Origin of the sequence: Metabacillus dongyingensis (assembly GCF_019933155.2) — a bacterium.
Classification (GTDB): Bacteria; Bacillota; Bacilli; order Bacillales; family Bacillaceae; genus Bacillus_P; species Bacillus_P dongyingensis.
Genome location: NZ_CP082944.1, coordinates 3,825,383 through 3,850,425, shown reverse-complemented (window position 1 = coordinate 3,850,425; position 25,043 = coordinate 3,825,383). Strand labels below are relative to the sequence as shown.

Sequence of the window (25,043 nt, the reverse complement as noted above, 5' to 3'; positions counted from 1 at the left end):
AGAAAGAAAACATTAACAAGATGTTTGCTTTACTTGGGAAATCAGGTTTTGAAGAAGTTAAAGCTAGCTTGAAAAACACTTAGGGTTTTATGCTACTTTCCTTATTAGGTAATTGCTTAGTTCTCGGAGTATAAAAAGGGTGACTGACCACATTCCTTGCTAAAATGTGTTTCAGTCGGCCATATACTCCGGGAATTTTATTTATTGATTTGGCTCCCATTGATTTTGTAACATGGGAATAAATGTTTCCGGTAGTCATAAATCAGTTTCATGAAAGGGCATTTTTGTACTAAAATTTCTTTATAAATGGATCTGTTAAAGTTTAAGTGGTCATTTTCTTATGAACTCCCTCGGTTAGATAAGTTTTTCTTATAAATGTTCGCTAGAACTAACGGGGACCTTATGTTCAATTTGCTATCTTATGTAGAAAAGCCTCCTTGCATGGATTGCTACTTAGTAATGATTCATGCAAGAAGGTGTAAAAAATCAACTTATTAGGAAATACCTTAACAGAAATATCATAGAGATTTATTAACCAATTCTTTGAATTAGTAGAGAGGCAGCTAATACTGGACGAGAATCAATAGTATTGATCAAGGAATCGAGACTTCCTCCAATATTTACTAATGAAACATTAATAGGTGAAGTGACATTAATAATAGTAAAGCCAATAACTTGATTACTCTGACCAGCAGCACTAGTTGTTCCGTAGTTTGAAGCAAGTGCTTGACCCGTATCACTGCGGAAAATTGCATATGCACCGTTTTGGCTCAAAGATAGCGTCACTTCGTAGTCTATACGATATCGGCCAGGTGTGTTGATAGTAACAAAAGTACCACCAAAGGTGAAATTTGCTCCTGTGATTGTAGGGTTAACGCTATCGAAAGTTACAGGTGCTCCTGATGGTACTGTTAGAGGTGCACCGATTTTAAATACCTGTATAAATCCTGGCGGTGTTCCTGGTCCAGTAGCCCCAGTAGCGCCAGTAGCGCCAGTAGCGCCAGTAGCGCCAGTAGCGCCAGTAGCCCCAGTAGCCCCGGTAGCGCCAGTAGCGCCAGTAGCCCCGGTTGCTCCAGTAGCCCCGGTAGCCCCAGTAGCCCCTGTCGGTCCAGTAACACTTTCTATTGTTAGAAGAGCTACATCATCTACTATTACATCAGCAGATCCAGCTTGTGGCAATTTGTTAATTAAAACTAAAGCTTGTGTCGTTCCAAGTGGAGCTGGGGATGTTGTTTCATATACTTCTAACCAAGTTTCATCCTCAACGTTAGGTAAGCGGCTAGAAGGGATATTTGTAATTAAGCCGTATCCTAAAAACGAAAAAGATGCATTATAGTAAGCTACTGATAATGTTATGGGAGGACCTGAGAGGGTTCCTGCTTTTGCTAATGAAACTAGAAATTCAAATCTTTCGGCAGGATTTGCTTCTACGTATTGAAAGATATAGGAATTTACACTTCCACCTAATAAACGTGCTGAATAAAAACCACTATGAGAAAATTGAGTCGATATAGTAGCATTGAATGCAGACCATGGAGGAAATGAGCTTGTCTCAAATCCACCGTTTATTATTCTGTTTTCAATTGACAATATATTACCTCCAATCATATTTTTTTGCTTCACAGACAATCTTCTTAGAAGCATATGTTAGCTTATGAACTAGCTATATATAAGTGCTAGTGAACTTTCATCAATTATTTAACTTAAAGGAAAAACGTAGATTATTCACCTATTTTCTAAATAAGCCTGTCTTGGTTTTTGTCAAAGAAGAAATAGCAAATTCACAGAATCAAATTACAGCAGATGAAATGAATGGGATTGCGATATTAGAATTATCCAATCTAATATTTAGGTTCAAAAACCAGGTTCTAATCCTGTTGCAAAACCAGAAACAAGGGTCGGTACAAATTCATACTGGTGGAATAACTGCTGATTCTGTAAAAATAATTGCTGAATACTTCATTGCTAAGAAATGGTGGGGACAATTACAATTTGAAGCTCCAGGCAATCCTAGAATGCTATCTATCCGGTGAACTTAGTCCATCAATGAAAGCAGAATACGAATCTTGGTTAAATAAACGTGACTGGCATTATGAAGTGATAAAGAAATAAATTGAAGCAGAAAAAAGGAGACTGACTTTTTACGGTCAATCTCTAACATTTGGAGACGTATGTCAGAAGTGGCAAACTACATACGCCTTCTAAAGTATGTAGGTGTTGGAATAAGAATGAATTCCAATTGTTTACAATGTTATAAATGAAAAGTGAACTAACATACAATGATTTATAAGATTAGACTACATAAAAAACCCTTCTCTTTGTTGAGGAGGGCATTTTATGTTTTACAAAACCAATCTTTGTTAATGATTTTGAAATTATACTCGGAGTTTAAATGGAAGATGATACATTTTCTCGAAATTCAGCATTTGTCCAAACAAACGCAACTTTTCCACATAAAGTATTAGTAGCTTATATTGAGGGGAGGAATCTTAAATGAGTGATTATGGCAGAAGAGACAACAATTTTGCGTTAATCGTTGTGTTGTTTATTTTATTGATTATTGTAGGCGCTTCATTCTTTAATAGCTACTAATAGCTGTTTATTTTCCTCTCACAAATGGGGTATACCACCAGATATCTCATTTATTAAGCTGCAGATGAAAAATCGGCAGCTATATGTGACTGTCACAAATATTCGCTGTAGCCTAAAAAGTCCTTCTCTTAATTGAGAGGGCTTTTTTGCCTTGGTCAGTAATCTGAGTTAACTGCTTTAAAAGAGTATATGTGTGCTTCTAGTTGATGAAAGTGCACCAGTACTCAAAATATAGCAAGTACATAAGATATTATAAGCTTTAAAAGTTATGAAGCTAATTAAACAAGATTGGAGATAACCTAGTGACAATTGAAAATAAAATATCAAATGGCGGATTTGAAATAAGTACATTCTCACCTTGGATTTATACAAATGCAACTATTACGAGTGAATTTTGCCATAGTGGTTCTTTTACAGCACGGCTATCTGGTGGAAGTGTAAATAGCTATCTCATTCATTTTGTTGAAGTAAATCCTCCCGAGAGATTTGAATTTCTGGTTTCATTAGCAAAAGTAGGAACCAATCCAAGCCCGCCGCTATCATTATCGGTAGCTTACTATAATGCATCTTTTGTGTTTTTAGGATATGGCTTAATTATTAATATTCCAGCTAATCAATTACCCAACGTTGCCATGGAAACATGGTTAGAATTAAATCAAACAACTTCCCCAATCCCACTTGGAACTACACAAGCTCTAGTTTTAATTAACAAGCTACCCCTGGCTGGTTCAGCTGATGTAGTCGTGGATGACGTATCTTTTCTAACAATAGACAGCGTTATTGAACTAATGCGTACTACTGCTAGTGATAATTTGTCCTCTGGTTCTCTGCAAAATAATGGAATTAATATTGTAAATTTCTTTTTCCAATAAAAAGCCCTTCTCATCTGAGAGGGCTTCACTAACTTTTTACTACAGCAAGTCACTTTTATTAATTTCAAACAGTTCGCAGACTTTCGCAATTTGATCAGCAGTTAAATTTTTTTTATTTCTCTCAATGGAAATAAGTATTCTGACTGAAATATTTAGATATTTGGCTAATAGCCCTAGGGGGATACTGCGTTCTTCTCTAAGCTGCCGAAGTTTCGTACCAGCAATCATAGTAATCAGTCCTTTGAGCTTCTGTTATCTTTATAATCATCGGCAGAAAATCTGATATATACAGGAAAAGCCCTTCTCTTAATTGAGAGGGGCTTTTTTTATTTAACTTCCTGTTCCCGGGTCTTTATAGATTGCTCCGCCACCTGTACCTGGTCCTTTATGAATTGGGATACCGCCAACTCCTGGATCCTTCATGGAAATCAATTCAAACCAAAAGCGCATCTCCTAATGAAGTACGCCTTTTTATGAAGTAAGAATGTAATTTGGAGCAGGCACTACACGTCTCTTTTAATCACTACTTATGGTATCTTTTTTGTTTGTTGACTGTCGAAGCAAGTAACTGAAAATGTAAAAGGATTTGCGGGAAGACGACACCACTTGGAGAAAAAGGATTTTCAGGTCTCTTGGATATTACCTTATTTTCCTATTTCTTCACTTATTCAAAAACCGGATTTTCCGTTAGCCTTGAAAAAAAGCTCAGATAATTTTACCTGAGCCTTTTTAGTGGTATTTACTTATCCAATAATATACTTGTGTTCGTCTTCGTCTTTTTGTTTAACTAACCTTCCACCGTTAATTAAATAACTTAGAGCTTCAATTCACATTCTAATTTTTCAAGAATATGGACCTAACATAAAAAGAGCACAGTTCTTGCTGTAGAAAACGCCCTTTCGCTGAAGAAGGCCACGTCAGTTTATCATTAATTTTTCTTCTCTAATTCTAATTGATTAACAATGGAAGATACTAATGTATTCAATGGGTTAATAATAGTCTTAGATGTTTTATACTCAACTTGCCGAGATGCATCAACCATAGATAATTGAGCAACGGAGATAACTTTCTTTTCATCTTTAATGATTTGGTTTAAGAACTTGGAAATTTCTTGATTGTATTCTTCTTTTTGTCCTTGCATGATCAATTCAAAAGTATTATTTATAACAATAACCTCTATATCTAAAGATTTTTGATGGTTATTAGCATAATGGTTAAGACGTTTCACTGTACCTTCAACAGTTGCAGGATTTGTAAAAAGAATTGTCTGAGGTTGCTGTAAATTGCAGATGAAATCAAAGAAAGGTTCATCAATTTTAATAATTGGCACTGATATTGAGAGTTGGTCTTCTTGTAAAATTGCAATATAGTTTGTGCAAGTAATAAGGATAGCATCAACATTACATTGGGCAATCCACTCTATTTGCTCTTTAACTTTAATTTGAGCATCTGATTCTTGGAAATTTTCATCTGATGTAACTCGATACATTAATGCTGGGTCAACAAAGTGTATTAATTCAATGTTAAATAGGGAAAGTGCATTTTCTATATATTCTATATTCGAATAATGTGCGTGTAAGCATCCTAATCTTTTTCTCAATTCCATTCCACCTCTAATATATTTCTGATTATTCTATCAGTATGCGAATCCAATTGTCTATTATTATTGAGATGAGACCTTTCCTCATATTCCCATTAAATGGCCCGATTGCTGGTCAGAACAATTGAAACCACTCTTCAATTAAACTGCTCTTTACTTCAAGAATTAGAGGCGACACTTTGTTAAGCAATCGCCCCCGATTGTGAAAGATAATAATACTATTTAATGCTTTTGAAACCAGTGCTATATTACTCTCGTTATTTTGCAAAGTGCCTATGCATAAAACCTAATTTTACGTTTAATTTCTTTTAAGAATGAAGCACTAATTGACCTTGCTTTCTCTGCTCCATTGTTTAAAATTTCAACTAACGTTTCAGGGGAGGCCATAAGCTCAATATATTTCTCCCGTGGTATTTTCCTAGAATTGAGAGATGCCTTCACAAGCATTTTCTTATAAGTGGCAGGAACAAAAGTATCAAACCAGCAAAGGGAGGGCGTCTTTCCCTATAGAAAACGTTGATATAACAACGACTCCTAAAACCAAGAGTTTATTCTGACAAAACAAGGTCAACAATAGGGGTTATAAACATTGATGGGAAGTTAGACTATGGTAAATAATCTTAAAATTAATGCAAGACAATTTGCAATATTTGTTATTTTATATTCTATAGGCACCACCATCTTATTGGTTCCTGGAAGTCTTGCTCAAGAAGTAAAACAGGATGCTTGGATCGCAGCTTTAGTCGGTACAGGCGTAGGTTTATTACTGGTGGTTTTATACAATGCCGTAGGCAGGATGTTCCCTACGATGACAATAATCGAAATGAATGAAGTACTTCTTGGCAGTTGGATAGGTAAGGCCGTTTCTCTTACTTTTGTTTTCTTTTCACTTCTGTCCACGACAGAACTATTGCTTTATGTGGGAACTTTCATGACTACACAGGTCATGCCGGATACGCCAATCGAAGCTATCCATGTTATTTTCTCATGTTTTTTTATTCTTAATTCTAGTAGTTACAGTCTTAATAACTCCTGGACAAGTGAATTTTGAAAACATACAACCCGTATTGGAAACAGGAATAAAACCGATGATCCGTGCTGTTTATCTTTTTACAAGTTTTTTTTCTTTATCTTTAATTGTCTTATTAATGATTTTTCCTGTTTCAGTGAATCGACCAAAAGCAGCTGAAAAAACTTTTTATATCGGAATACTAATCGGGGGATTCTGTTTAAGCATCATTATTATTTTAGCTATTTTAGTTTTGGGCGCGGATAACTCAGCGAGGCAGATGTATCCGAGTTATGCTTTGGCTAAGAAGATAAGCGTAGGGAATTTTTTGCAACGGATAGAAGCCATAATGGCCTGCATGTGGTTTATCACGATTTATTTTAAAATGACTCTTTATTTTTACGCGTCCGTTATCGGTCTTGCACAAACGTTGAAATTAGACAATTATCGCCCACTTACGATACCTTTAGGGATGATCGTGGTTTCACTTACCTTAATTGTACATCCCAATGTGATCCACGGAGCCAAATTTGATAAAGAAATATGGCCACTATATGCCTCAACATACGGACTTGTTCTTCCTTTACTCTTATTAGCAGTCAATGCTTTAAGGAAAAAAATACATAAACATAAAAAAAGTAAAGTTTTTCAGTAAGCAATGCTCTAACTAAATAATTTAGTTACATTATGAATCTTAAATATGTAGATGAACTAAATTCAACTTTAAATATAAAGAAAATAGATATACATATAGGTAAGGATAAGGGTCAACAAGGAATTTTAATTCAGTTACCTGGATAGCTTCTTAGAAAGCTATTTAAATATGAAAGTGCCACTAAACAAAATGCTTGTCGGTTTTCATATTCAGATTATGCCATTGCTATTATTAAAAGAAGTTGGGGTCAGCATCTAAAAACAATCTTTTTGACCACATTATTGACCACATTTTACCCGAAAAAAATTGAAAATCTACAAATGGGCAAAACGTTATTTTAGAGAAATATTAAGTTGGATATATATATAGAAAAATAAAAGAACCTGATTTTCCAAGTTAATAATAAAAAGATGATGTTCGCTTTTCCTATTTTTATGGGAAGTTATAATGTGACATCATTGGTCATTTCTAGTACGATAAAATTATCAAAGGATTGGGAGTGAGAAAATGAAAGTTTCATACCATGGACATTCAGTTGTAAAAATTCAAACGGATAAACATACGATTGTCATTGATCCATTTATAAATGGAAATGGCCAGACAGACTTGAAGGTTGAAGATTTGAAAGTTGATGTTATTTTACTGACACATGGTCATAACGACCACGTCGGTGATACCATTCAGCTTGCGAAACAAAACAATGCCCTGGTTGTTGCTCCTTTTGAACTTGCTACATATTTAGGATGGAAAGGATTAAATGTTCATCCTATGCACATTGGCGGATCGCACAAATTTGATTTTGGAACGGTTAAATTAACACAGGCATTTCATGGTTCAAGCTATGAGGAAGAGGATCAAAAAATCATTTATACAGGCATGCCGGCTGGCATTCTCTTTAAAAAAGACGGGAAAACGGTTTATCATGCAGGGGATACAGGTCTCTATTCAGATATGAAACTACTTGGCGAATTTGAAGATATAGATCTTGCCTTTTTGCCGATCGGGGATAATTTTACAATGGGTCCTGAGGATGCGGCGATTGCAGCGAAGTGGATTAAAGCAAAGACAGTAGTTCCCATGCATTATAATACGTTTCCTGTCATTGAACAGGATCCAAAAGATTTTGTCAGCAGGCTCACAGGCAAAACCGGAAAAGTCATGGAAGCAGGAGAATCTATTAAACTATAAAAATGCAGGCGGGGGTTATTCCTCCGCTTTTTTCTATGTCTATTTTTCTCCTCTTAAAACCCGGGTGTTTTCGCATGAATGAGAGGACCGGCGCATAAAATGAAACAAGCTGTAAAAAGGAGTTGGTCAATGATGCGTATTCTTTATATCTTACTTGCGGGGGCTGTTGTCTATTTTGCTTTGCCCCATCTGGATTTTTCAAGCAGCAGTTCACTTGAAAGCTTGTTTTCTCTCGTTTGGCTGATGTTTGCTTTATTTGTGATAGGAGGCAATATGACGGGACTGATTTATACTCCTAAAAAACGTTTAACAAAACATTCAGCTGTAAGTAAATACCAGAAAAAAACAAAGCAGCGTGCAGCCGCTCGTTGATATAAAGCCTTCACACCCTTATAATGAAGTTGGAAGATTAGAATGGCTGATGAAAAAGGGTGAAGAAGCTTGGCAACGAAGCATGAACAAATACTGCAGCATATTGATTCCCTCCCAATCGGAGAAAAAATCTCGGTCCGTCAGATTGCAAAAGATATGAGCGTGAGCGAGGGTACAGCTTATCGTGCGATAAAAGAAGCAGAAAACAAAGGGTATGTCAGCACGATAGAGCGGGTGGGAACAATACGGATTGAAAAAAAGAAAAAAGAAAACATCGAAAAACTCACTTATGCTGAGGTTGTAAATATCGTTGATGGACAAGTACTGGGAGGCCGTGCGGGACTTCATAAAACGCTGAATAAGTTTGTCATCGGCGCAATGAAACTAGAAGCAATGATGCGTTATACAGGCGCCGGCAACCTGCTGATTGTAGGGAACCGCACGAATGCCCATCAGCTTGCAATTGAAGCGGGTGCTGCTGTGCTGATAACAGGCGGCTTTGACACGGACGAGCATGTCAAAAAAATTGCCGATGAGGCAGAGCTTCCGATTATTTCAACGAGCTATGACACCTTTACTGTTGCAACCATGATCAACAGGGCCATTTACGATCAGCTTATTAAAAAAGAAATTGTTCTTGTAGAAGACATCTTAACATCACTGGACAAGACCGTATGCCTGAAAACAACCGATCCAATTGAAGAATGGTACCAGAATAATTATAAAACAGGGCACGGCCGTTTTCCTGTTATCGATCATAATTTAAAAGTACAGGGAATGGTTACATCTAAAGATGTAATGGGGTATGAACGCCATGTCATTGTAGAAAAAGTGATGACGAAAAACCCGATTACCGTTATCGGAAAAACATCCGTGGCATCTGCAGCTCAAATGATGGTCTGGGAAGGCATCGAAGTATTGCCTGTTGTCGATCATAACAATCGTCTTGAAGGAATGATCAGCCGTCAGGATGTGCTCCAGGCGCTGCAGATGATTCAAAGACAACCTCAAATCGGCGAAAAACTGGATGATATTGTGACAAACCAATTTGTGGTGATTGCCGAGGATGCAAAAAAGGCAAATGTTTATCGCTTCCAGGTCAGTCCCCAAATGACCAATCATCTTGGCACGATTTCTTATGGAGTATTTACAACAGTCGTCACAGAAGCAACCAACCGCTATTTGCGTACACAAAAAAAAGGCGAAATTGTTGTTGAGAATATAACCATTTATTTTATGAAGCCTGTTCAGATGGATAGTATGCTTGAGGTTCACCCGAAAATACTTGAAGTCGGACGCAAGTTTGGAAAAATAGATGTTGAAGTGTTCAGCAATGGCGTTGTTGTCGGAAAAGCGATGATGATGGTTCAGCTTATTGAGAGAAGTTAATGCTGATATCTAAAAAAGGACGGAGAGCCGTCCTTTTTCTTTTTTAAGTAATAAGAAAGTATAACATTCTGCATTTTGATGGCAGGCGGCAGCGCCTAACTCCCCGGTCAGTGCAGGCTCTGCCATGCCTGCACTGACCAAGGCGCTTCCGCTTTTTTAATCAGCCTTGTTTGGATTCCTTGACGGCAAAAGGCAAATAATGTTTATAAGCTTTATATCCTGCCCAGCTGCTGGCGAGTCCGACGATCATAAAAATGATTCCAACGACTAATGATACAGTTGAATGAAAAAGAAATAATTGATTGAGTCCAAAGAAAAAGACGAAAATTCCAAGTGCAATGCTTGATTTTGCAGAGAGCCACTGCTTCTCCATAGGTTTTTTTGTTCTGTAGAATTTCACTTTATAGAAGAGATAAAAGGAAAATGCAAAGATGATCAGAATTACGAATACAGGCATTAAGTAAAACCTCCATATTAAACTTACATCCTCTATTTTAATCATTCTTGCAGTGAATTGCCATAACCAAAGAGAAGATTCGCTTTTCTGCACGGTGGTTTTTATGATTTAATTAGTCTATAAGCAGGTACGCAAAGGAGATTACATATGAAAAGTGAAATACTGTCAGCCATAAAAGAAAATCAAACGATCATTATTCACAGGCATGTGCGGCCTGATCCGGATGCATACGGATCACAGTGCGGATTAGCTGAAATCATTAAAGCATCATTTCCTGATAAGAAAGTTTTACTTGCGGGACTTGGGGAGCCGACTCTTGAATTTTTGTACAAAATGGACACCGTAACAGACCAGGATTTTGAGGGCGCTTTAGTGATTGTCTGTGATACAGCCAATCAGGAGCGTATTTGTGATCAGCGCTACCATACAGGCGCGAAATTAATTAAGATTGATCATCATCCTAATGAAGATCCGTATGGAGATCTATTATGGGTTGATACAAATGCAAGTTCTGTCAGTGAAATGATTTATGAATTTTATCTTTCAGGGAAAGAAGATGGACTTATTTTGCCTGATAAAGCAGCTCAGCTGATTTATGCAGGCATAGTGGGAGATACAGGCCGTTTTCTTTTTCCGAGCACAACGAAAAAAACGCTGAAATACGCAAGTGAGCTAGTCGAGTACAACTTTGCTTTCACTGAAATTTATGATGAGTTATATAAGACAAAGGTGAATGCTGCAAAGCTGAGCGGATACGTTCTGCAAAATTTCAAACTGTCATCTTCCGGTGCTGCCTCGATGATCCTGACAAAAGAAATTCTCGATAAATTTGAAGTAAGTGCTTCTGAGGCTTCACAATTGGTTGGTATGCTTGGCAATATTGAAGGTCTTCGGGCATGGGTCTTCTTTGTAGAGGAATCCGATCAAATTAGAGTACGATTAAGATCTAAAGGACCGATTATCAATGAATTGGCAAAGAAATACCGCGGCGGAGGTCACCCGCTTGCTTCCGGGGCATCGATTTATAATTGGGAAGAAGCAAAGCAGGTTCTAGCAGATCTCGAAAAGGTGTGTCAGGGTTAATCGCTTTATTTAACAGGAATAAACCAATATCCAAATTCTGTAGAATCTTCATGGAAGGTCAGTCCTTGTGAAAGCAGTTCTTTTTTAATTAATGAAGCGAGCTCCGCAGACTCTGCATAAGCGGAGAAACCTTCTTTCAGCCGTTCTGCTTTTTCGCGGGCCATCTTTTTGTGATTTAATACATACATCACATTCCCTCCTTCTTTATAGTGGGTGACCGGGTCTGATGCTATTACCATTTTACCCCAAAGACGCGAGGGAGTGCGATTTAATTAATTGAAATTTCAAAAAATAATTCAATTTATTTAGATATGTTTATACTTGAGCCATTTGTTCGGTTCGTTAAGTCCCGGTTTCTACTTTGCGAATGCTACTTTAAGCTCAATGAAAAGAGTGGTGTATATGAACATTTCCTCAATTTCTACCTTATACTGCTTGTCATCAATTTTATATACCTTATTTTCAATGGCTTTTTTCATCAGCTTCCGGCTTTTATAAACACTTTCCAAATCCTTTGCAATGACGTCAGAAATATCCTCTTTTACATGATCTTGGATCATATAGGTCATAAGTGACGTGAATTGATACCTTTCCCCATTGATCAGTGTCACATGGATGTTTTGGACCCTCAGTTTTTCCTGATTTATTTTATTAAGAGTCTCAATTTCTTCTTTATAGCTTATATTTGTTTTTTTTAATTCCTCAATTGTATATGCCTGATCTTCAATCTTGGTAATAAGCTCTTCCTGCCATTCCCCGTAAATAAAGAGAAAGATACACCAGCTGACGACGGCGCCGAGAACCATTCCTGCGAAAAGTCGCTGCCAGGAAGGTCTTTTGTATAAAGGCGGTATTCTCATTGAGGCTGCTCCTGTGTCAGCCATGAAATAAGAAGCCAGCCAGTCTGTGCCCCGCCCATTGCTGATATAATAAGCAGAATCTGCTTGATGACATCCCGTGTTTCACCTTCGAAAAATCCTCTTTCAAAGCTGTAAAACGTATCAAACGTACCGCCGATTGCAGCGACAAGCGCCCAAATTTTCAATCTGTTTGCAAGGCTGTAAATCGTTGACAGAGGAGGCTCTCCGGCTAAGTATGCTCCTACGCCGCCGATGATTGAACCGCCTAAGATTACTCCGAGCGCTATAAAATAACTATTAATAAAGGCTGGTATAAAAGCTTCTTTAACCTCCATTTTTCATCATCCCCTTACTAATGTATATGGACAAACAGTGGGAAGTATGTGATGAGAAAGCTTCAATTTGTGTCACTTTTCAAACAGGAATATAATATTACTATGGGATTGTTAGAAAAGCGGAGCCGTTCTGGCCAAGTAGTCAGGCGGTGGAGCTAGACATAGATGAACAAAATTTTATACAATTTATAGCTGTCAGAAAGGATGGGAACATAGATTGCCATTTGTTCACCTTCAAGTTCAAAGTGCCTACAGTCTGCTGAACAGTTCAGCAAGAATTAACAAGTTAATTGAAAAAGCTGAATCATTTCAATTAAAGGCTCTCGCTATTACAGATTTTCACACGATGTATGGAGCGATTGCTTTTTATAAACAATGCAAAAAACACGGCATAAAGCCAATTATCGGACTGACAGCTTCAGTCATTTTAGAGGAGACCGATGAAACTACAGGGTATCCCCTGGTATTGCTTGCTAAAAATAACGACGGCTACCGGAATCTATTGAAAATAAGCAGTGTTCTGCAAACAAAATCGCCTGAAGGAATTAAGAGCAGATGGCTGAAATCCTACAGCGGCGGTTTAATTGCGTTTACCCCTGGAAGAACTGGGCTTGCTGAAAAGTATATACAAGAGGGAAACAGTGAAGAAGCAGTCAAGATTTTAAAGATATACAGAAGCCTTTTTAATGAAGGAGACTTTTATTTATCTGCTCAAAAGCATTTCCTTCATGATGAACTTAAAATGGCTGAAGAACTGCTCCAAATAAGCATTCAGACAGGCCTTCCGCTTGTAGCAGCAAATGATGTTCATTATATAGAAAAAGAGGATGCCTTTGCACATAATTGTTTGCTGTCTATTAAAAATGGCTCAAAAATGGAAGATGACAGCGATTATGCATTGCCTTCGAATCAGTATTATTTTAAATCACCGTCTGAAATGGCTGAACTTTTTCAAGATTGTCCCGAAGCCTTGGAGAATACGCTGAAGATTGCAAAAGAATGTAATGTATCTCTTGAGCTTGGAAAAACACAGCTTCCGAAATACCCTGCACCAGGCGGCCAATCGCCTGATGAATATTTGGAGAGACTCTGCCTGCAAGGATTGAAACACCGTTTTTCAGAACCCAAAGATACATATTTTAAAAGGCTCGAGTATGAACTGGATGTTATTAAACAAATGAAGTTCAGTGATTATTTCTTAATCGTTTGGGACTTTATGAAGTATGCCCACGATCATCACATTTTGACGGGACCTGGGAGGGGGTCTGCTGCAGGATCCCTTGTAGCATACGTATTAAAGATTACAGATGTAGATCCGATAGAACACCATCTTTTATTTGAACGGTTTTTAAATCCGGAACGAATCAACATGCCCGATATAGACATTGATTTTCCTGATACAAAACGGGATGAAATGATTGCCTATGTTGCAGAAAAATACGGGTCCATGCATGTTGCTCAAATTGTGACATTCGGTACGCTTGCAGCTAAAGCTTCGCTTCGGGATGTCGGGAGAGTCATGGGAGCATCAGCAAAAGAATCAGATGTATTGGCCAAACTCATTCCTTCTAAACCAGGTACAACTTTAAAGCAGGCTTATTCAGAGTCCAAAGATCTGCAAAGCCTTCTTTCGGAATCGGATCTTTATAAGAAAATTTATGAAACGGCCATGAAGATAGAAGGGCTTCCGCGCCATACATCCACACATGCTGCCGGTGTAGTGCTCAGCAGCGAGCCGTTAACGGACATCATTCCCATTCAGGATGGGCACAACGGCATTTATTTAACTCAGTTTTCGATGGATTACCTTGAAGACCTCGGTTTGCTGAAAATGGATTTTCTTGGATTGAGAAACTTGACACTAATCGAAAAAATAACAGGTCTTATTGAACGGAATGAGAAAAAGAAAATCGATTTCTCCCAAATTTCATATAAGGATGAAGAAACATTTGAACTTCTCGGGCAAGGAGATACAACTGGGGTCTTTCAGCTGGAGTCTGATGGAATGCGGAGCGTTCTTAGACGGCTGAAACCAACTGATCTTGAAGATATAGTGGCCGTAAATGCCCTTTTTCGCCCGGGGCCAATGGAAAATATCCCTCTATTTATAAATCGGAAGCATCAGAGAGAAAAGATCGAATACCCGCACCCTGCTCTAGAGCCTATCTTAAAGACAACCAATGGGGTAATCGTGTATCAGGAGCAAATCATGGAAATAGCTTCGAAAATGGCTGGGTTTTCTTTGGGTGAAGCTGATTTATTGAGAAGAGCAGTAGGAAAAAAAATTAAAGAGATGCTTGATCAGGAAAGAGAACATTTTGTATCAGGCTGCATTAATAACGGCTATGATGAAGTTTCTGCAAACAGTATTTATGATTTAATTGTTAAATTTGCCAACTACGGATTTAACAGGAGCCATGCTGTTGCCTACAGCATGATTTCGTTTCAGCTTGCTTATTTAAAGGCCCATTACCCTGTTTATTTTATGGCGGCGCTTTTAACAAGTGTGATCGGCAATGATGAAAAAGTGGCTCAATATATTAGAGAGGCCAAGCAGCGAGGTGTTGCTGTCTTGCCGCCATCTATTAACAGGAGCGAATATCCTTTTATTGTAGAAAAGGGCAGCATCCGGTTTAGTCTGAATGCAATTAAAAATGTTGGAACAAATGCTGTTAAAGAAATATATCAGGCAAGAAAGAAAAGGGAGTTTGCCGATCTATTTGATTTTTGTGTGAGGGTATCAACGAAAATCGTCAACCGAAAAGTGATGGAATCTCTTATCTTTTCAGGTGCAATGGATGAGTTTGAAGTGGAAAGATCTACGCTCCTTGCGAGTCTTGATTTAGCTATCGAGCATGCAGCCCTTTTTTCTTCAGATGATGAAAATCAATATGATTTATTTTTAGAAGAGGAAGAATTTAGTATAAAGCCGAAATATATAGAAGTTGAACCGTTCAAAATTGAAGAAATGCTTAAATTCGAAAAGGAAGCACTGGGATTTTACTTTTCAAGTCATCCTGCATCAGCGCACTCATTTTTATTTAATAGGTATGGGATTGTAAAAATCAGTGATGCCCGGCAATTACTTCATCAAAAGGTGAAGATTGGGGTATTTATTACAGCAATACGCACAATCCGGACAAAAAAAGGTGAGGTTATGGCGTTTCTTGCATTAAGTGATGAGAGCGGGGAACTTGAAGCGGTGGCTTTTCCGTCTGTTTATACTAAAGCAGGTGAAATCTTTTCTCAAGGAAAAGTCGCTGTACTCAGCGGGAAGATTGAGAATCGCAACGATCGGATGCAGCTGATTATATCGGATGCAGAGACTACCCAGGATCTCGAGAAAAGAACGAAAACACTATTCCTTAAAATTGAAGAGACTCATCTGGCTGAAGGGAAACTGCAGACTGTACAAGATACTCTCAAACGTCATCGCGGCAGCACACCTGTTTTTCTCTATTATGAGAAGGACAAAAGAACCGTCCAGCTGCCAAGAGACTACTTTGTGGATGGGAATGACCGATGTTTATCTGAGCTGAAAGACCTTTTGGGCAATCAGAATGTTGCAGTGAAAGAATAAATCCGGCACATTTAAACGGTAAGTTATAAAATACAAGACTTTACAATAACTAAAAATATGTTATGATTTATTATTGGCTGGAGTGGTCAGACCACCTCCAATATGACCCTAAGGAGTGAGAAGATGTCATTGCGAGAAGAAGCATTACATATGCATCTAATTCATAAAGGAAAGCTAGAATCAAAATCAAAAGTACCAGTCAGAAATGCTAAAGACTTAAGCTTAGCTTATTCTCCAGGGGTCGCTGAACCTTGTAAGGAAATTTATGACGACAAAAATAAAGTGTACGATTATACAATGAAAGGCAACATGGTAGCAGTAGTATCAGATGGCACTGCCGTGCTTGGCCTTGGAAATATCGGGCCAGAGGCAGCACTCCCGGTAATGGAAGGCAAAGCGGTCCTATTCAAAAGCTTTGCGGGAGTTGATGCATTTCCGATTTGTTTGAATACGACAGATGTGGATAAAATTGTAGAAACGGTCAAATTGCTTGAGCCTACATTCGGAGGCATCAATCTTGAAGATATTGCAGCACCGAATTGTTTCGTTATTGAAGAGAGATTGAAGAAAGAAACAAACATTCCTGTTTTTCATGATGATCAGCACGGAACTGCTATTGTAACTGTTGCAGGACTTGTGAATGCACTTAAGCTTACAGGAAAACAAATGTCTAACATTAAAGTGGTTGCAAATGGAGCAGGTGCAGCAGGGATAGCAATTATCAAGCTTCTATACCGCTATGGCGTGCGCGATATCATTATGTGCGATTCAAAAGGTGCGATCTTTGAAGGACGTTCATTTGGCATGAATAATGTGAAGGCGGAAGTAGCAAAATTTACGAACCGTGACCGTGCTGAAGGCTCATTGGCAGATGTCATTAAAGATGCGGACGTATTTATTGGCGTTTCAGTTGAGGGTGCGTTAACAAAAGAAATGATTGCTGCCATGAAAAAGGATCCAATTATTTTCGCGATGGCGAATCCAGTGCCAGAAATCATGCCAAGTGATGCAAAAGAAGCAGGAGCGATGGTTATTGGCACAGGCCGTTCAGATTTCCCAAACCAAGTCAACAATGTTCTTGCGTTCCCGGGAATTTTCCGAGGTGCACTTGATGTTCGTGCTACACATATTAACGAACAAATGAAAATTGCCGCTGTAGAAGCGATTGCCTCATTAATAAGTGCAGAAGAATTGTCCGCTGATTATGTCATTCCGGCTCCATTCGATGCACGTGTTGCTCCTGCTGTAGCTGCAGCAGTAGCCAAAGCAGCGATGGAAACTGGTGTGGCAAGATTAAAGGCTGACCCAAATGAAATAGCTGAGAAGACTAAACAGTTAGCGATCATCGACACAAAGTGAGTGGTGTACAGTGACTGAACCGAAGTCGAAAGTGTATATTGAGATACTTCGTCAAATCAGGTCCTTTATCCACGAAGACGGTCTTTCAGCAGGAGATAAAATACCATCTGAACGAGAGCTCGCAGAACGTTTAAATGCAGGAAGATCATCAGTCAGAGAAGCACTTCGGGCGCTCGAGCTGCTTGGAATGATTGAAACAAGACGCGGTGATGGAACTTATATTAAGGATTTCCGCGAAAATGCTCTTGTTGAAATTCTCGGAACGTTTATTTTACAGGATAAGAATGCTATCGCCGATTTAATCGAAATGAACGTTCTTTTGGAATCAAATGCATTAAAGCTATTGCTTGAGAAAGATAATAATGGTGAAGAGTTAAAGAATCTCGCCATCGCTATTCAGAAGCAGAACCTGGGACATATGGAAATTATGGCTAAGTTCATGCAGCTGTCGGACAACTATCTTTTACTCAGGATATGGACTGTACTGAATGAGTATTTAAAAGTAATACAGACGGATCAGCATTCAGTCAGCGCCATTTTTTATGAAAAAATAATTGACGGACTTGCTTCAAAAGATGAAAAGATGGTTTTTGAATCTTTTTACACTCTAACAAGCAAGAAAAACTCAAGCGCCCTGGTCAGCTCCGACAGGCAGAAAAAGCTCTGACCGAAAAGTTAGGCAGATAGATGCTGGAATTAATGAATTCCGATAGGTTAAAGAAAATGTCGAATAGGACATGACACCTTTTTACAAAAAAATTGAAGATGGTTCGTTAAAGTAGATAGATATGGCTAAAAGAGATCATTTCTAAAGACACCGAATTATTTTCATAGAAAAGGAGGCAACGTTTTGTTAAAGGATTTGTTTTCGAAAAAGAAGAAATATGCATCCATTCCTTCTGAGCAGGCAAAGCATGATGTTCCAGAAGGAATAATGACAAAGTGTCCTAGCTGTAAAAAGATTATGTACTCTAAAGAATTGAATAAAAACTTGAGAGTGTGCATGAATTGCGGCCATCATCACACCATGAATGCCAGAGAAAGAATTAAAAGCTTATTTGATGAACATTCATTTTCAGAGTTCGATAAAGAAATGGTTTCAGAAAATCCGCTGGATTTTCCAGGTTATATGGAAAAAGTAGAAAAAGACCGCAAAAAAACAAATTTAAATGAAGCGGTTGTGACCGGAGAAGGCACGATAAACGGCAATAATACAGTCGTTGCCATCATGGATGCAAGCTTCAGGATGGGCAGCATGGGATCGGTTGTCGGCGAAAAGATTACTAGAGCGATAGAGCGTGCAAATGACCGGGAGCTGCCATTTATTATCTTTACAGCTTCGGGCGGTGCAAGAATGCAGGAAGGTGTTCTCAGTTTAATGCAAATGGCAAAGACGAGCTCTGCACTAAAAATGTTCAGCAATAACGGAGGTTTGATCATCTCTGTTATGACACATCCGACGACAGGCGGAGTTTCAGCAAGCTTTGCATCTCTTGGCGATTACAATTTTGCAGAACCCCGTGCATTGATTGGGTTTGCAGGAAGAAGAATTATTGAACAGACAATCAGAGAGGACCTGCCTGAAGATTTTCAGACGGCAGAATTTCTATTGAAACACGGCCAGCTTGATGCCGTTATTAATCGATTGGATATGAAAGAAACTCTTTCAAACATCCTCGAACTTCATACGTCAGGCGGTGGATCTTCATGGTAGGAGAACTGGAGTTTGAAAAACCTGTAACAGAGTTAAGGGGAAAAATTTCAGAGCTAAAAGAATTTACAAAAAATACCGATGTAGACCTTTCAGCTGAGATTGTGAAGCTTGAAGGCCGTCTGGAAAAGCTTGAAAAAGATATTTATACAAATTTGCAGCCTTGGGATCGAGTGCAAATTGCAAGACATCCTAACCGCCCGACAACTTTGGATTATATTGAAAAACTTTTTACGAATTTCTTTGAGATCCATGGTGACCGCTATTACGGCGACGATGAAGCTATTGTAGGGGGCATCGCAAAATACGACGGGCTTCCTGTAACGGTAATAGGACATCAGCGCGGCAAAGATACGAAAGAGAATATACGCCGGAACTTCGGAATGCCTCATCCGGAAGGCTACCGCAAAGCATTGCGGTTAATGCATCAGGCTGAAAAATTCAACCGTCCGATTATCTGCTTTATTGATACAAAAGGGGCTTATCCCGGCAAGGCAGCAGAAGAACGGGGCCAAAGCGAAGCCATCGCCAAAAACTTATTTGAAATGGCTGGATTATCAGTTCCGGTTATCTGTATTGTAATTGGGGAAGGCGGCAGCGGCGGAGCGCTGGCGCTGGGAGTTGGAAATCATATTCATATGCTTGAGAACTCCACTTACTCTGTTATATCGCCAGAAGGAGCAGCTGCTCTTTTATGGAAGGATGCAGGGCTTGCAAAAAAAGCCGCGGAAACAATGAAAATCACAGCACCTGATCTGAAGAAGCTTGGCGTCATCGATCAAATTATCAATGAAGTCAAAGGCGGCGCACACAAGGATGTATCTGAACAGGCAAAAAATATGGATAAAGTCCTTCATGCTTCCCTTAAAGAGCTGTTAAAGCTGGATGGACCTCAATTAATTCAGCATCGCTATGAAAAGTTTAAAAGAATCGGTCAAGTTTCGTTTGCAGGAGAAATACTTGGGGTAAAATAGATTAACGTGTAGCCTTCGAACCAGGAAGGCAGCACGTTTCTTTTTTTAAGGGAATATGACTAGTAAATGATGGTAATCGCAGACCCTTGAACTATTGAGATTTTTCGACAAATCAAAAAGGAAGCGTTTACTTTATTTAATTTTTAAAGATTCGCTGAAAACCCCTCAAAACAAGAGGTTTTATTGTATAATGAGAAAGGTTTAAATGTAACGTGAAAATTCGACATTTGTCGTTTCTTGTCTATTGTGTTGCCCATTTCTTCATGTTATTTTAATATCACATACTACTTTGGGGTGAGAAAAATGAAAAAAATCGGCGTATTAACTAGTGGAGGAGATTCGCCTGGTATGAACGCGGCCGTGCGCGCTGTTGTACGTAAAGCGATCTACCATGATGTAGAAGTGTACGGAATTTATCACGGTTATTCTGGATTAATTGCTGGACATATCGAAAAGCTTGAGCTTGGATCTGTAGGAGATATTATCCACCGCGGGGGTACAAAGCTCTATACTGCACGCTGTCCTGAATTTAGAACAGTTGAGGGACAATTAAAAGGAATCGAGCAATTAAAGAAACATGGAATAGAAGGCTTAGTTGTCATCGGCGGAGACGGTTCTTATATGGGAGCCAAAAAGCTGACTGAACATGGTTTTCCATGTGTAGGCGTTCCGGGAACCATTGATAATGACATTCCAGGCACTGATTTTACCATTGGATTTGATACTGCACTTAATACAGTAATTGATGCTATAGATAAAATTCGTGATACTGCAACATCACATGAACGTACATACGTGATTGAAGTCATGGGAAGACATGCTGGAGATCTTGCGTTATGGTCGGGTCTTGCAGGCGGAGCAGAAACCATTCTTATTCCGGAAGTTGACTATGACATGGAAGATATCCTTGCACGTTTAAAGCATGGAACAGACCGGGGCAAAAAACACAGTATTATCATCGTGGCTGAAGGCGTTGGAAGCGGAGTGGACTTTGGAAGGAAAATTGAAGAAGCTACAAAACTTGAAACACGCGTATCTGTTTTAGGGCATATACAGCGCGGAGGATCACCGACTGCGTTTGACCGTGTGCTTGCAAGCCGTCTTGGCGCTTATGCTGTAGAACTATTGCTTGAAGGAATAGGCGGACGTGCAGTTGGCATTCAAAGCAATAAACTGACAAACAATGATATCCTTGAGATTTTGGATACTCCGCATACAGTTGATAAGAACATGTACCAGCTTTCAAAAGAATTATCAATCTAAATGATATCTGTTTGGTATCGTTTTCATACCTATTAACAGGAGGAATATATCGAATGAGAAAAACGAAAATAGTCTGTACGATCGGCCCTGCAAGTGAAAGTGTTGAAAAGCTTACGCAATTAATGGAAGCCGGAATGAACGTTTCACGCTTGAACTTCTCACACGGAGATTTCGAAGAGCACGGAGCACGAATCAAAAACATCCGCGAGGCTTCAGGAAAGCTTAATAAGGATATCGCAATCCTATTGGATACTAAAGGACCTGAAATCCGCACACACTCCATGCAGGAAGGAGCAATCGAGCTTGTTGCAGGTTCAGAAGTGATCGTTTCAATGACTGAGGTGCTTGGAACTGCTGATAAGTTCTCTATCTCATACGAAGGACTAATTGATGATGTACATGCAGGCTCAATCATTTTGCTTGATGATGGACTGATCGGACTTGAAGTTCTTGAAATGAATAAAGAAGCGAAAGAAATCAGAACAAAGGTTTTAAACACAGGGACATTAAAAAATAAAAAAGGTGTGAATGTACCTGGCGTGAGCGTTAAGCTTCCAGGAATCACAGAAAAAGATGCAAATGATATTGTTTTTGGAATTGAGCAGGGAGTAGACTTCATCGCTGCGTCATTCGTACGTCGTGCAGCAGATGTTCTTGAAATTCGTGAATTGCTTGAAAAGCACGGTGCCGGCCATATTCAAATCATTCCTAAAATTGAAAATCAGGAAGGTGTCGACAACATCGACGAGATTCTTGAGGTTTCAGATGGTTTAATGGTTGCACGCGGTGACTTGGGTGTTGAAATTCCTGCTGAAGAAGTGCCATTGGTTCAAAAAGAACTAATTAAAAAGTGCAATGCTTTAGGCAAACCGGTCATTACAGCTACGCAAATGCTAGACAGCATGCAGCGCAACCCTCGTCCGACACGGGCAGAAGCAAGTGACGTTGCAAATGCTATTTTTGACGGTACAGATGCGATCATGCTATCAGGTGAAACGGCTGCAGGATCCTATCCGGTTGAAGCTGTTCAAACGATGAATAACATTGCTTCACGTGCAGAACAGGCGCTTGATTATAAGCAAATTCTTGCAAAACGAAGTGAACAAGCTGATATGACAATTACGGATGCAATTGGACAATCGGTTGCGCATACAGGCCTTAACTTGAAGGCTGCTGCTATTGTAGCAACAACTGAGAGCGGTCATACTGCCCGAATGATTTCTAAATACCGTCCTAAAGCTCCGATCGTTGCTGTTACTTCATGTGAGTCAGTATCCCGCAAGCTTGCTCTTGTTTGGGGAGTCTACCCGCGCAATGGTGAGAAAGCAGCATCAACAGATGAAATGCTTGACCAGGCAGTAGAAGAGTCATTACAGTCCGGAATTGTTAAACATGGTGATTTAATAGTCATCACTGCAGGCATTCCTATCGGCGAAACTGGTACAACGAACTTAATGAAAGTTCATGTTGTTGGCGATGTGATAGCTAAAGGACAGGGAATCGGCCGCAAAACAGCGTTTGGCAAAGTTGTCGTAGCAAGCTCTACTTCTGATGCTGAATCAAAAATGATTCAGGGTGCTATTTTAGTTTCTCAAAGTACAGATCGCGATATGATGGGTGCACTAGAGAAAGCTTCAGCACTAATTACAGAAGAAGGCGGATTAACAAGTCATGCTGCTGTAGTTGGTCTGAGCCTTGGAATTCCGGTTATCGTAGGAGTAGAAGATGCAACTTCTATCCTGAAAGATGGACAGGAAATTACAGTTGATGGATCACGCGGTGCCATTTATCAAGGACATGCAAGTGTTCTTTAAGAAAATACCGTAAAAAAGAGAAGGGCTTTTCCTTCTCTTTTTTGCATGCATTCCATATACTCTTTATATATGACAAAATGAGGTGCATTTAGATGAAATATTTGCTGCCGTTTTTAATTATCATCCCAGCATGTGAAATCGGCATCCTGCTTTTCTCAGGTAAAACGATCGGAATCATTCCAACTATCCTTATGATTATTGCTACTGGAATAGCTGGAGCATGGCTTGCAAAGAAGCAGGGAATGGAAGCAATCCGAAAAGTTCAGCGGGAAATAAGCTTTGGGAATATACCTGGTGATGCCATAATAGATGGTCTTTGTGTGCTTGTCGGGGGGCTGCTTCTATTATCACCCGGTTTCCTAACAGATTTAACTGGGTTTGTTTTATTAATACCGGCAACAAGGAAATTCGTAAAGCCGCTTCTCCAGAAATGGATCAGCAGGCTGATTGACCAAAATCGATTTACGATTATACGATAGAGCCGCTCTGAGCATATTGCATCAGCGGTTTTTTTAGCTTCCTATCATGATTTCCTGGCAGTGATAAATGTCCAAATATCTTCAAATACTCTTGCATTATGAAGGGCATTGAAAATGACTAAAGCCACAGGTCCCGCAATTAAACCGAGAAATCCAATCAGTTTAAATCCAACAAATAATGAAATCAGAGTAGCCAGAGGATCTAGCCCAATCGTTGAGGATAAAATCTTGGGCTCCATCATTTGACGCTGAATCAAGATAATCAGATATAAGACACCTAAACCAATTGCAAATGGCAGATCGCCGCTGAATGCCGAATAAACAATCCATGGAACAAAAACCAAGCCTGTTCCCAGATAGGGAAGCAAATCTACTGTTCCAATTAGCAAAGCAATCGTTATTGCATAATCCACCCTCAGAAAGAGTAACCCTATTAATACGATAATCGTTGTGATGCTGATTAAAATCAGCTGCGCTTTAATAAATCCAAGCAAAGCTTTTTTTAGATCATCAACCACCGTTCTCCCGCTTTTTCTTGCTTTAAGAGGAAGATACTTTCGCAGCAGTTTTTGAAATTTGTACCAGTCTTTGCTGATAAAAAAAGCAGCCAGCAAGGAGAAAATCGTTACTGTTGCGGCGTTCGGCAGCCAACTGATCAACAGAGGAATATTCTCAAGCAGCCCTTTTAAAAAATCGGCTGCATTCGATCCGATTTGTTCACCTGCATTTTGAATGTTGGCAAGTATCGTAGCCTGCTGACTTGAATCAAGCGTATTAAATAATGCAGCAATATCTTCATAGATGGGAAGCACACGATCCCCAATGAATGTCTCAATATAAACAACCAGAGTTTTGAAATGCTCAGGAACGGACGACGCCAGGTAGGTTGTTCCCGTTACGAGTTCTGCGATAAGCAATGTAATGATTCCTGCAAAAATGACAAACAGGAATGCGATTGAAATAAAAACCGCAGCACTTCGGACCATTTTTGTTTCAAGCACATTGACCATTGGATTAATAAGAATCGCAAGAACGAGACCTATAATAAACGGGTAAGTAAGAGCCGAAACATAATAGACAGAGGCGAGAGCAGCTGCAATGATACATACAACAGCAAGTGCTCTGGCAGCAACTTGTATTAAATATGCATTCAAATGTTTCCCTCCTGTTTTTCATTCAGAATTTTTATAGGATAAGAAAGGATATTAATTTCCATACTCGTGTCCAGCTCCACCGCCTAACTCCTCGGCCAGAACGGCTCCGCCAGCAAAGGTAAAAAGCACCTTTTCTGTCGGATCCTTATCTGTCTGCCTTAGCTAACCAGGCGGTTCCGCTTTTCAAGTTGTCCAGCTCCACCGCCTAACTCCTCGGCCAGAACGGCTCCGCCAGCAAAGGTAAAAAGCACCTTTTCTGTCGGATCCTTATCTGTCTGCCTTAGCTAACCAGGCGGT

23 protein-coding genes and 1 pseudogene are annotated in these 25,043 nt (G+C 39.3%); 16 read left to right on the top strand and 8 right to left on the bottom strand.

Annotation, left to right across the window (positions count from 1 at the left end):
- Positions 1 to 531: 531 nt before the first annotated feature.
- Positions 532 to 1,590, bottom strand: coding sequence for an NTTRR-F1 domain (locus K8L98_RS19130; RefSeq protein WP_223437202.1), 1,059 nt, complete (start codon positions 1,588 to 1,590; stop codon positions 532 to 534).
- An 89-nt stretch (positions 1,591 to 1,679) separates the two neighbouring features.
- Between K8L98_RS19130 and K8L98_RS19125 the strand changes: the two genes are divergently transcribed.
- The 3 genes from K8L98_RS19125 (at position 1,680) to K8L98_RS19115 (ending at position 3,464) form a co-directional block, all read left to right on the top strand.
- Entirely contained in the window at positions 1,680 to 2,033 is a 354-nt protein-coding gene (locus K8L98_RS19125) for a hypothetical protein (RefSeq protein ID WP_223437200.1), read from the top strand.
- 460 nt (positions 2,034 to 2,493) lie between these two features.
- The gene (locus K8L98_RS19120) at positions 2,494 to 2,592 is read left to right on the top strand and encodes a YjcZ family sporulation protein (protein WP_223437198.1); all 99 of its coding nucleotides are present in this window, start codon (positions 2,494 to 2,496) and stop codon (positions 2,590 to 2,592) included.
- A gap of 302 nt (positions 2,593 to 2,894) precedes the next feature.
- Positions 2,895 to 3,464, top strand: a complete 570-nt coding sequence (locus K8L98_RS19115; RefSeq protein WP_223437196.1) for an NTTRR-F1 domain — start codon at positions 2,895 to 2,897, stop codon at positions 3,462 to 3,464.
- Between the two features lie 39 nt (positions 3,465 to 3,503).
- Here the strand turns inward: K8L98_RS19115 and K8L98_RS19110 are convergent, their stop codons facing one another.
- Together K8L98_RS19110 and K8L98_RS19105 are read right to left on the bottom strand one after the other, a co-directional pair.
- Positions 3,504 to 3,692 carry a helix-turn-helix domain-containing protein gene (locus K8L98_RS19110; RefSeq protein ID WP_223437195.1) on the bottom strand — a complete coding sequence of 63 codons (189 nt, stop codon included), beginning with the start codon at positions 3,690 to 3,692 and terminating at the stop codon, positions 3,504 to 3,506.
- A gap of 700 nt (positions 3,693 to 4,392) precedes the next feature.
- Positions 4,393 to 5,070 (bottom strand): hypothetical protein, encoded by a 678-nt coding sequence (locus K8L98_RS19105; RefSeq protein WP_223437193.1) that lies wholly within the window; start codon positions 5,068 to 5,070, stop codon positions 4,393 to 4,395.
- 601 nt (positions 5,071 to 5,671) lie between these two features.
- On the opposite strand from K8L98_RS19105, the pseudogene K8L98_RS19100 reads away from it, so the two are divergent.
- The 4 genes and pseudogenes from K8L98_RS19100 to K8L98_RS19085 all read left to right on the top strand — a co-directional run bounded on the left by K8L98_RS19100 (position 5,672) and on the right by K8L98_RS19085 (position 9,677).
- Positions 5,672 to 6,728, top strand: a pseudogene (locus K8L98_RS19100) (GerAB/ArcD/ProY family transporter).
- A gap of 507 nt (positions 6,729 to 7,235) precedes the next feature.
- Positions 7,236 to 7,916: a metal-dependent hydrolase gene (locus K8L98_RS19095; RefSeq protein ID WP_223437186.1), complete on the top strand. Its 681-nt coding sequence runs from the start codon at positions 7,236 to 7,238 to the stop codon at positions 7,914 to 7,916.
- 129 nt (positions 7,917 to 8,045) lie between these two features.
- On the top strand, positions 8,046 to 8,288 hold the full coding sequence (locus tag K8L98_RS19090) for a hypothetical protein (protein WP_223437184.1): 243 nt from the start codon (positions 8,046 to 8,048) through the stop codon (positions 8,286 to 8,288).
- A 69-nt stretch (positions 8,289 to 8,357) separates the two neighbouring features.
- Positions 8,358 to 9,677, top strand: a complete 1,320-nt coding sequence (locus K8L98_RS19085) for a DRTGG domain-containing protein (protein ID WP_223437182.1) — start codon at positions 8,358 to 8,360, stop codon at positions 9,675 to 9,677.
- Positions 9,678 to 9,837: 160 nt separating this feature from the next.
- On the opposite strand, the gene K8L98_RS19080 is transcribed toward K8L98_RS19085, so the two are convergent.
- Positions 9,838 to 10,134 carry a YtpI family protein gene (locus K8L98_RS19080; RefSeq protein WP_223437180.1) on the bottom strand — a complete coding sequence of 99 codons (297 nt, stop codon included), beginning with the start codon at positions 10,132 to 10,134 and terminating at the stop codon, positions 9,838 to 9,840.
- 147 nt (positions 10,135 to 10,281) lie between these two features.
- Here K8L98_RS19080 and K8L98_RS19075 point away from each other — a divergent pair, with 147 nt between their 5' ends.
- Entirely contained in the window at positions 10,282 to 11,217 is a 936-nt protein-coding gene (locus K8L98_RS19075; RefSeq protein ID WP_223437178.1) for a DHH family phosphoesterase, read from the top strand.
- Between the two features lie 5 nt (positions 11,218 to 11,222).
- Here the strand turns inward: K8L98_RS19075 and K8L98_RS19070 are convergent, their stop codons facing one another.
- From K8L98_RS19070 to ytrH, 3 genes are all read right to left on the bottom strand, one after another.
- On the bottom strand, positions 11,223 to 11,405 hold the full coding sequence (locus K8L98_RS19070; RefSeq protein ID WP_223437176.1) for a YtzJ family protein: 183 nt from the start codon (positions 11,403 to 11,405) through the stop codon (positions 11,223 to 11,225).
- 168 nt (positions 11,406 to 11,573) lie between these two features.
- Positions 11,574 to 12,077, bottom strand: a complete 504-nt coding sequence (gene ytrI, locus K8L98_RS19065) for a sporulation membrane protein YtrI (protein ID WP_223437174.1) — start codon at positions 12,075 to 12,077, stop codon at positions 11,574 to 11,576.
- Entirely contained in the window at positions 12,074 to 12,412 is a 339-nt protein-coding gene (gene ytrH / locus K8L98_RS19060) for a sporulation membrane protein YtrH (RefSeq protein ID WP_070877732.1), read from the bottom strand. The genes ytrI and ytrH overlap by 4 nt, the downstream gene beginning before the upstream one ends.
- Before the next feature lie 217 nt (positions 12,413 to 12,629).
- On the opposite strand from ytrH, the gene dnaE reads away from it, so the two are divergent.
- The 8 genes from dnaE to K8L98_RS19020 all read left to right on the top strand — a co-directional run bounded on the left by dnaE (position 12,630) and on the right by K8L98_RS19020 (position 23,592).
- The gene (dnaE, locus tag K8L98_RS19055) at positions 12,630 to 15,992 is read left to right on the top strand and encodes a DNA polymerase III subunit alpha (protein ID WP_223437172.1); all 3,363 of its coding nucleotides are present in this window, start codon (positions 12,630 to 12,632) and stop codon (positions 15,990 to 15,992) included.
- 123 nt (positions 15,993 to 16,115) lie between these two features.
- A complete protein-coding gene (gene ystJ, locus K8L98_RS19050) occupies positions 16,116 to 17,351 on the top strand; it encodes an NADP-dependent malic enzyme (RefSeq protein ID WP_223437170.1) in 1,236 nt (411 codons plus the stop codon).
- Positions 17,352 to 17,361: 10 nt separating this feature from the next.
- Positions 17,362 to 18,018 (top strand): FadR/GntR family transcriptional regulator, encoded by a 657-nt coding sequence (locus K8L98_RS19045; RefSeq protein ID WP_223437168.1) that lies wholly within the window; start codon positions 17,362 to 17,364, stop codon positions 18,016 to 18,018.
- 183 nt (positions 18,019 to 18,201) lie between these two features.
- The gene (gene accD / locus K8L98_RS19040) at positions 18,202 to 19,065 is read left to right on the top strand and encodes an acetyl-CoA carboxylase, carboxyltransferase subunit beta (RefSeq protein ID WP_223437166.1); all 864 of its coding nucleotides are present in this window, start codon (positions 18,202 to 18,204) and stop codon (positions 19,063 to 19,065) included.
- Positions 19,059 to 20,036 (top strand): acetyl-CoA carboxylase carboxyl transferase subunit alpha, encoded by a 978-nt coding sequence (accA, locus tag K8L98_RS19035; RefSeq protein WP_223437165.1) that lies wholly within the window; start codon positions 19,059 to 19,061, stop codon positions 20,034 to 20,036. The genes accD and accA overlap by 7 nt, the downstream gene beginning before the upstream one ends.
- A 303-nt stretch (positions 20,037 to 20,339) precedes the next feature.
- Positions 20,340 to 21,299: a 6-phosphofructokinase gene (pfkA, locus tag K8L98_RS19030; protein WP_223437163.1), complete on the top strand. Its 960-nt coding sequence runs from the start codon at positions 20,340 to 20,342 to the stop codon at positions 21,297 to 21,299.
- 53 nt (positions 21,300 to 21,352) lie between these two features.
- The gene (gene pyk, locus K8L98_RS19025; protein WP_223437161.1) at positions 21,353 to 23,113 is read left to right on the top strand and encodes a pyruvate kinase; all 1,761 of its coding nucleotides are present in this window, start codon (positions 21,353 to 21,355) and stop codon (positions 23,111 to 23,113) included.
- Between the two features lie 92 nt (positions 23,114 to 23,205).
- Entirely contained in the window at positions 23,206 to 23,592 is a 387-nt protein-coding gene (locus K8L98_RS19020) for an FxsA family protein (protein ID WP_223437159.1), read from the top strand.
- 44 nt (positions 23,593 to 23,636) lie between these two features.
- Here the strand turns inward: K8L98_RS19020 and ytvI are convergent, their stop codons facing one another.
- The gene (gene ytvI, locus K8L98_RS19015) at positions 23,637 to 24,746 is read right to left on the bottom strand and encodes a sporulation integral membrane protein YtvI (protein ID WP_420828798.1); all 1,110 of its coding nucleotides are present in this window, start codon (positions 24,744 to 24,746) and stop codon (positions 23,637 to 23,639) included.
- Positions 24,747 to 25,043 lie beyond the last annotated feature (297 nt).

Coding starts and splice junctions, on each gene's coding strand:
- K8L98_RS19120 (WP_223437198.1), top strand. CDS start 2,494: ATGAGTGATTATGGCAGAAGAGACAACAATTTTGCGTTAATCGTTGTG.
- K8L98_RS19110 (WP_223437195.1), bottom strand. CDS start 3,692: ATGATTGCTGGTACGAAACTTCGGCAGCTTAGAGAAGAACGCAGTATC.
- K8L98_RS19105 (WP_223437193.1), bottom strand. CDS start 5,070: ATGGAATTGAGAAAAAGATTAGGATGCTTACACGCACATTATTCGAAT.
- K8L98_RS19095 (WP_223437186.1), top strand. CDS start 7,236: ATGAAAGTTTCATACCATGGACATTCAGTTGTAAAAATTCAAACGGAT.
- K8L98_RS19090 (WP_223437184.1), top strand. CDS start 8,046: ATGATGCGTATTCTTTATATCTTACTTGCGGGGGCTGTTGTCTATTTT.
- K8L98_RS19080 (WP_223437180.1), bottom strand. CDS start 10,134: ATGCCTGTATTCGTAATTCTGATCATCTTTGCATTTTCCTTTTATCTC.
- K8L98_RS19075 (WP_223437178.1), top strand. CDS start 10,282: ATGAAAAGTGAAATACTGTCAGCCATAAAAGAAAATCAAACGATCATT.
- K8L98_RS19070 (WP_223437176.1), bottom strand. CDS start 11,405: ATGTATGTATTAAATCACAAAAAGATGGCCCGCGAAAAAGCAGAACGG.
- ytrI (WP_223437174.1), bottom strand. CDS start 12,077: ATGAGAATACCGCCTTTATACAAAAGACCTTCCTGGCAGCGACTTTTC.
- ytrH (WP_070877732.1), bottom strand. CDS start 12,412: ATGGAGGTTAAAGAAGCTTTTATACCAGCCTTTATTAATAGTTATTTT.
- ystJ (WP_223437170.1), top strand. CDS start 16,116: ATGTCATTGCGAGAAGAAGCATTACATATGCATCTAATTCATAAAGGA.
- accA (WP_223437165.1), top strand. CDS start 19,059: ATGGTAGGAGAACTGGAGTTTGAAAAACCTGTAACAGAGTTAAGGGGA.
- pfkA (WP_223437163.1), top strand. CDS start 20,340: ATGAAAAAAATCGGCGTATTAACTAGTGGAGGAGATTCGCCTGGTATG.
- pyk (WP_223437161.1), top strand. CDS start 21,353: ATGAGAAAAACGAAAATAGTCTGTACGATCGGCCCTGCAAGTGAAAGT.
- K8L98_RS19020 (WP_223437159.1), top strand. CDS start 23,206: ATGAAATATTTGCTGCCGTTTTTAATTATCATCCCAGCATGTGAAATC.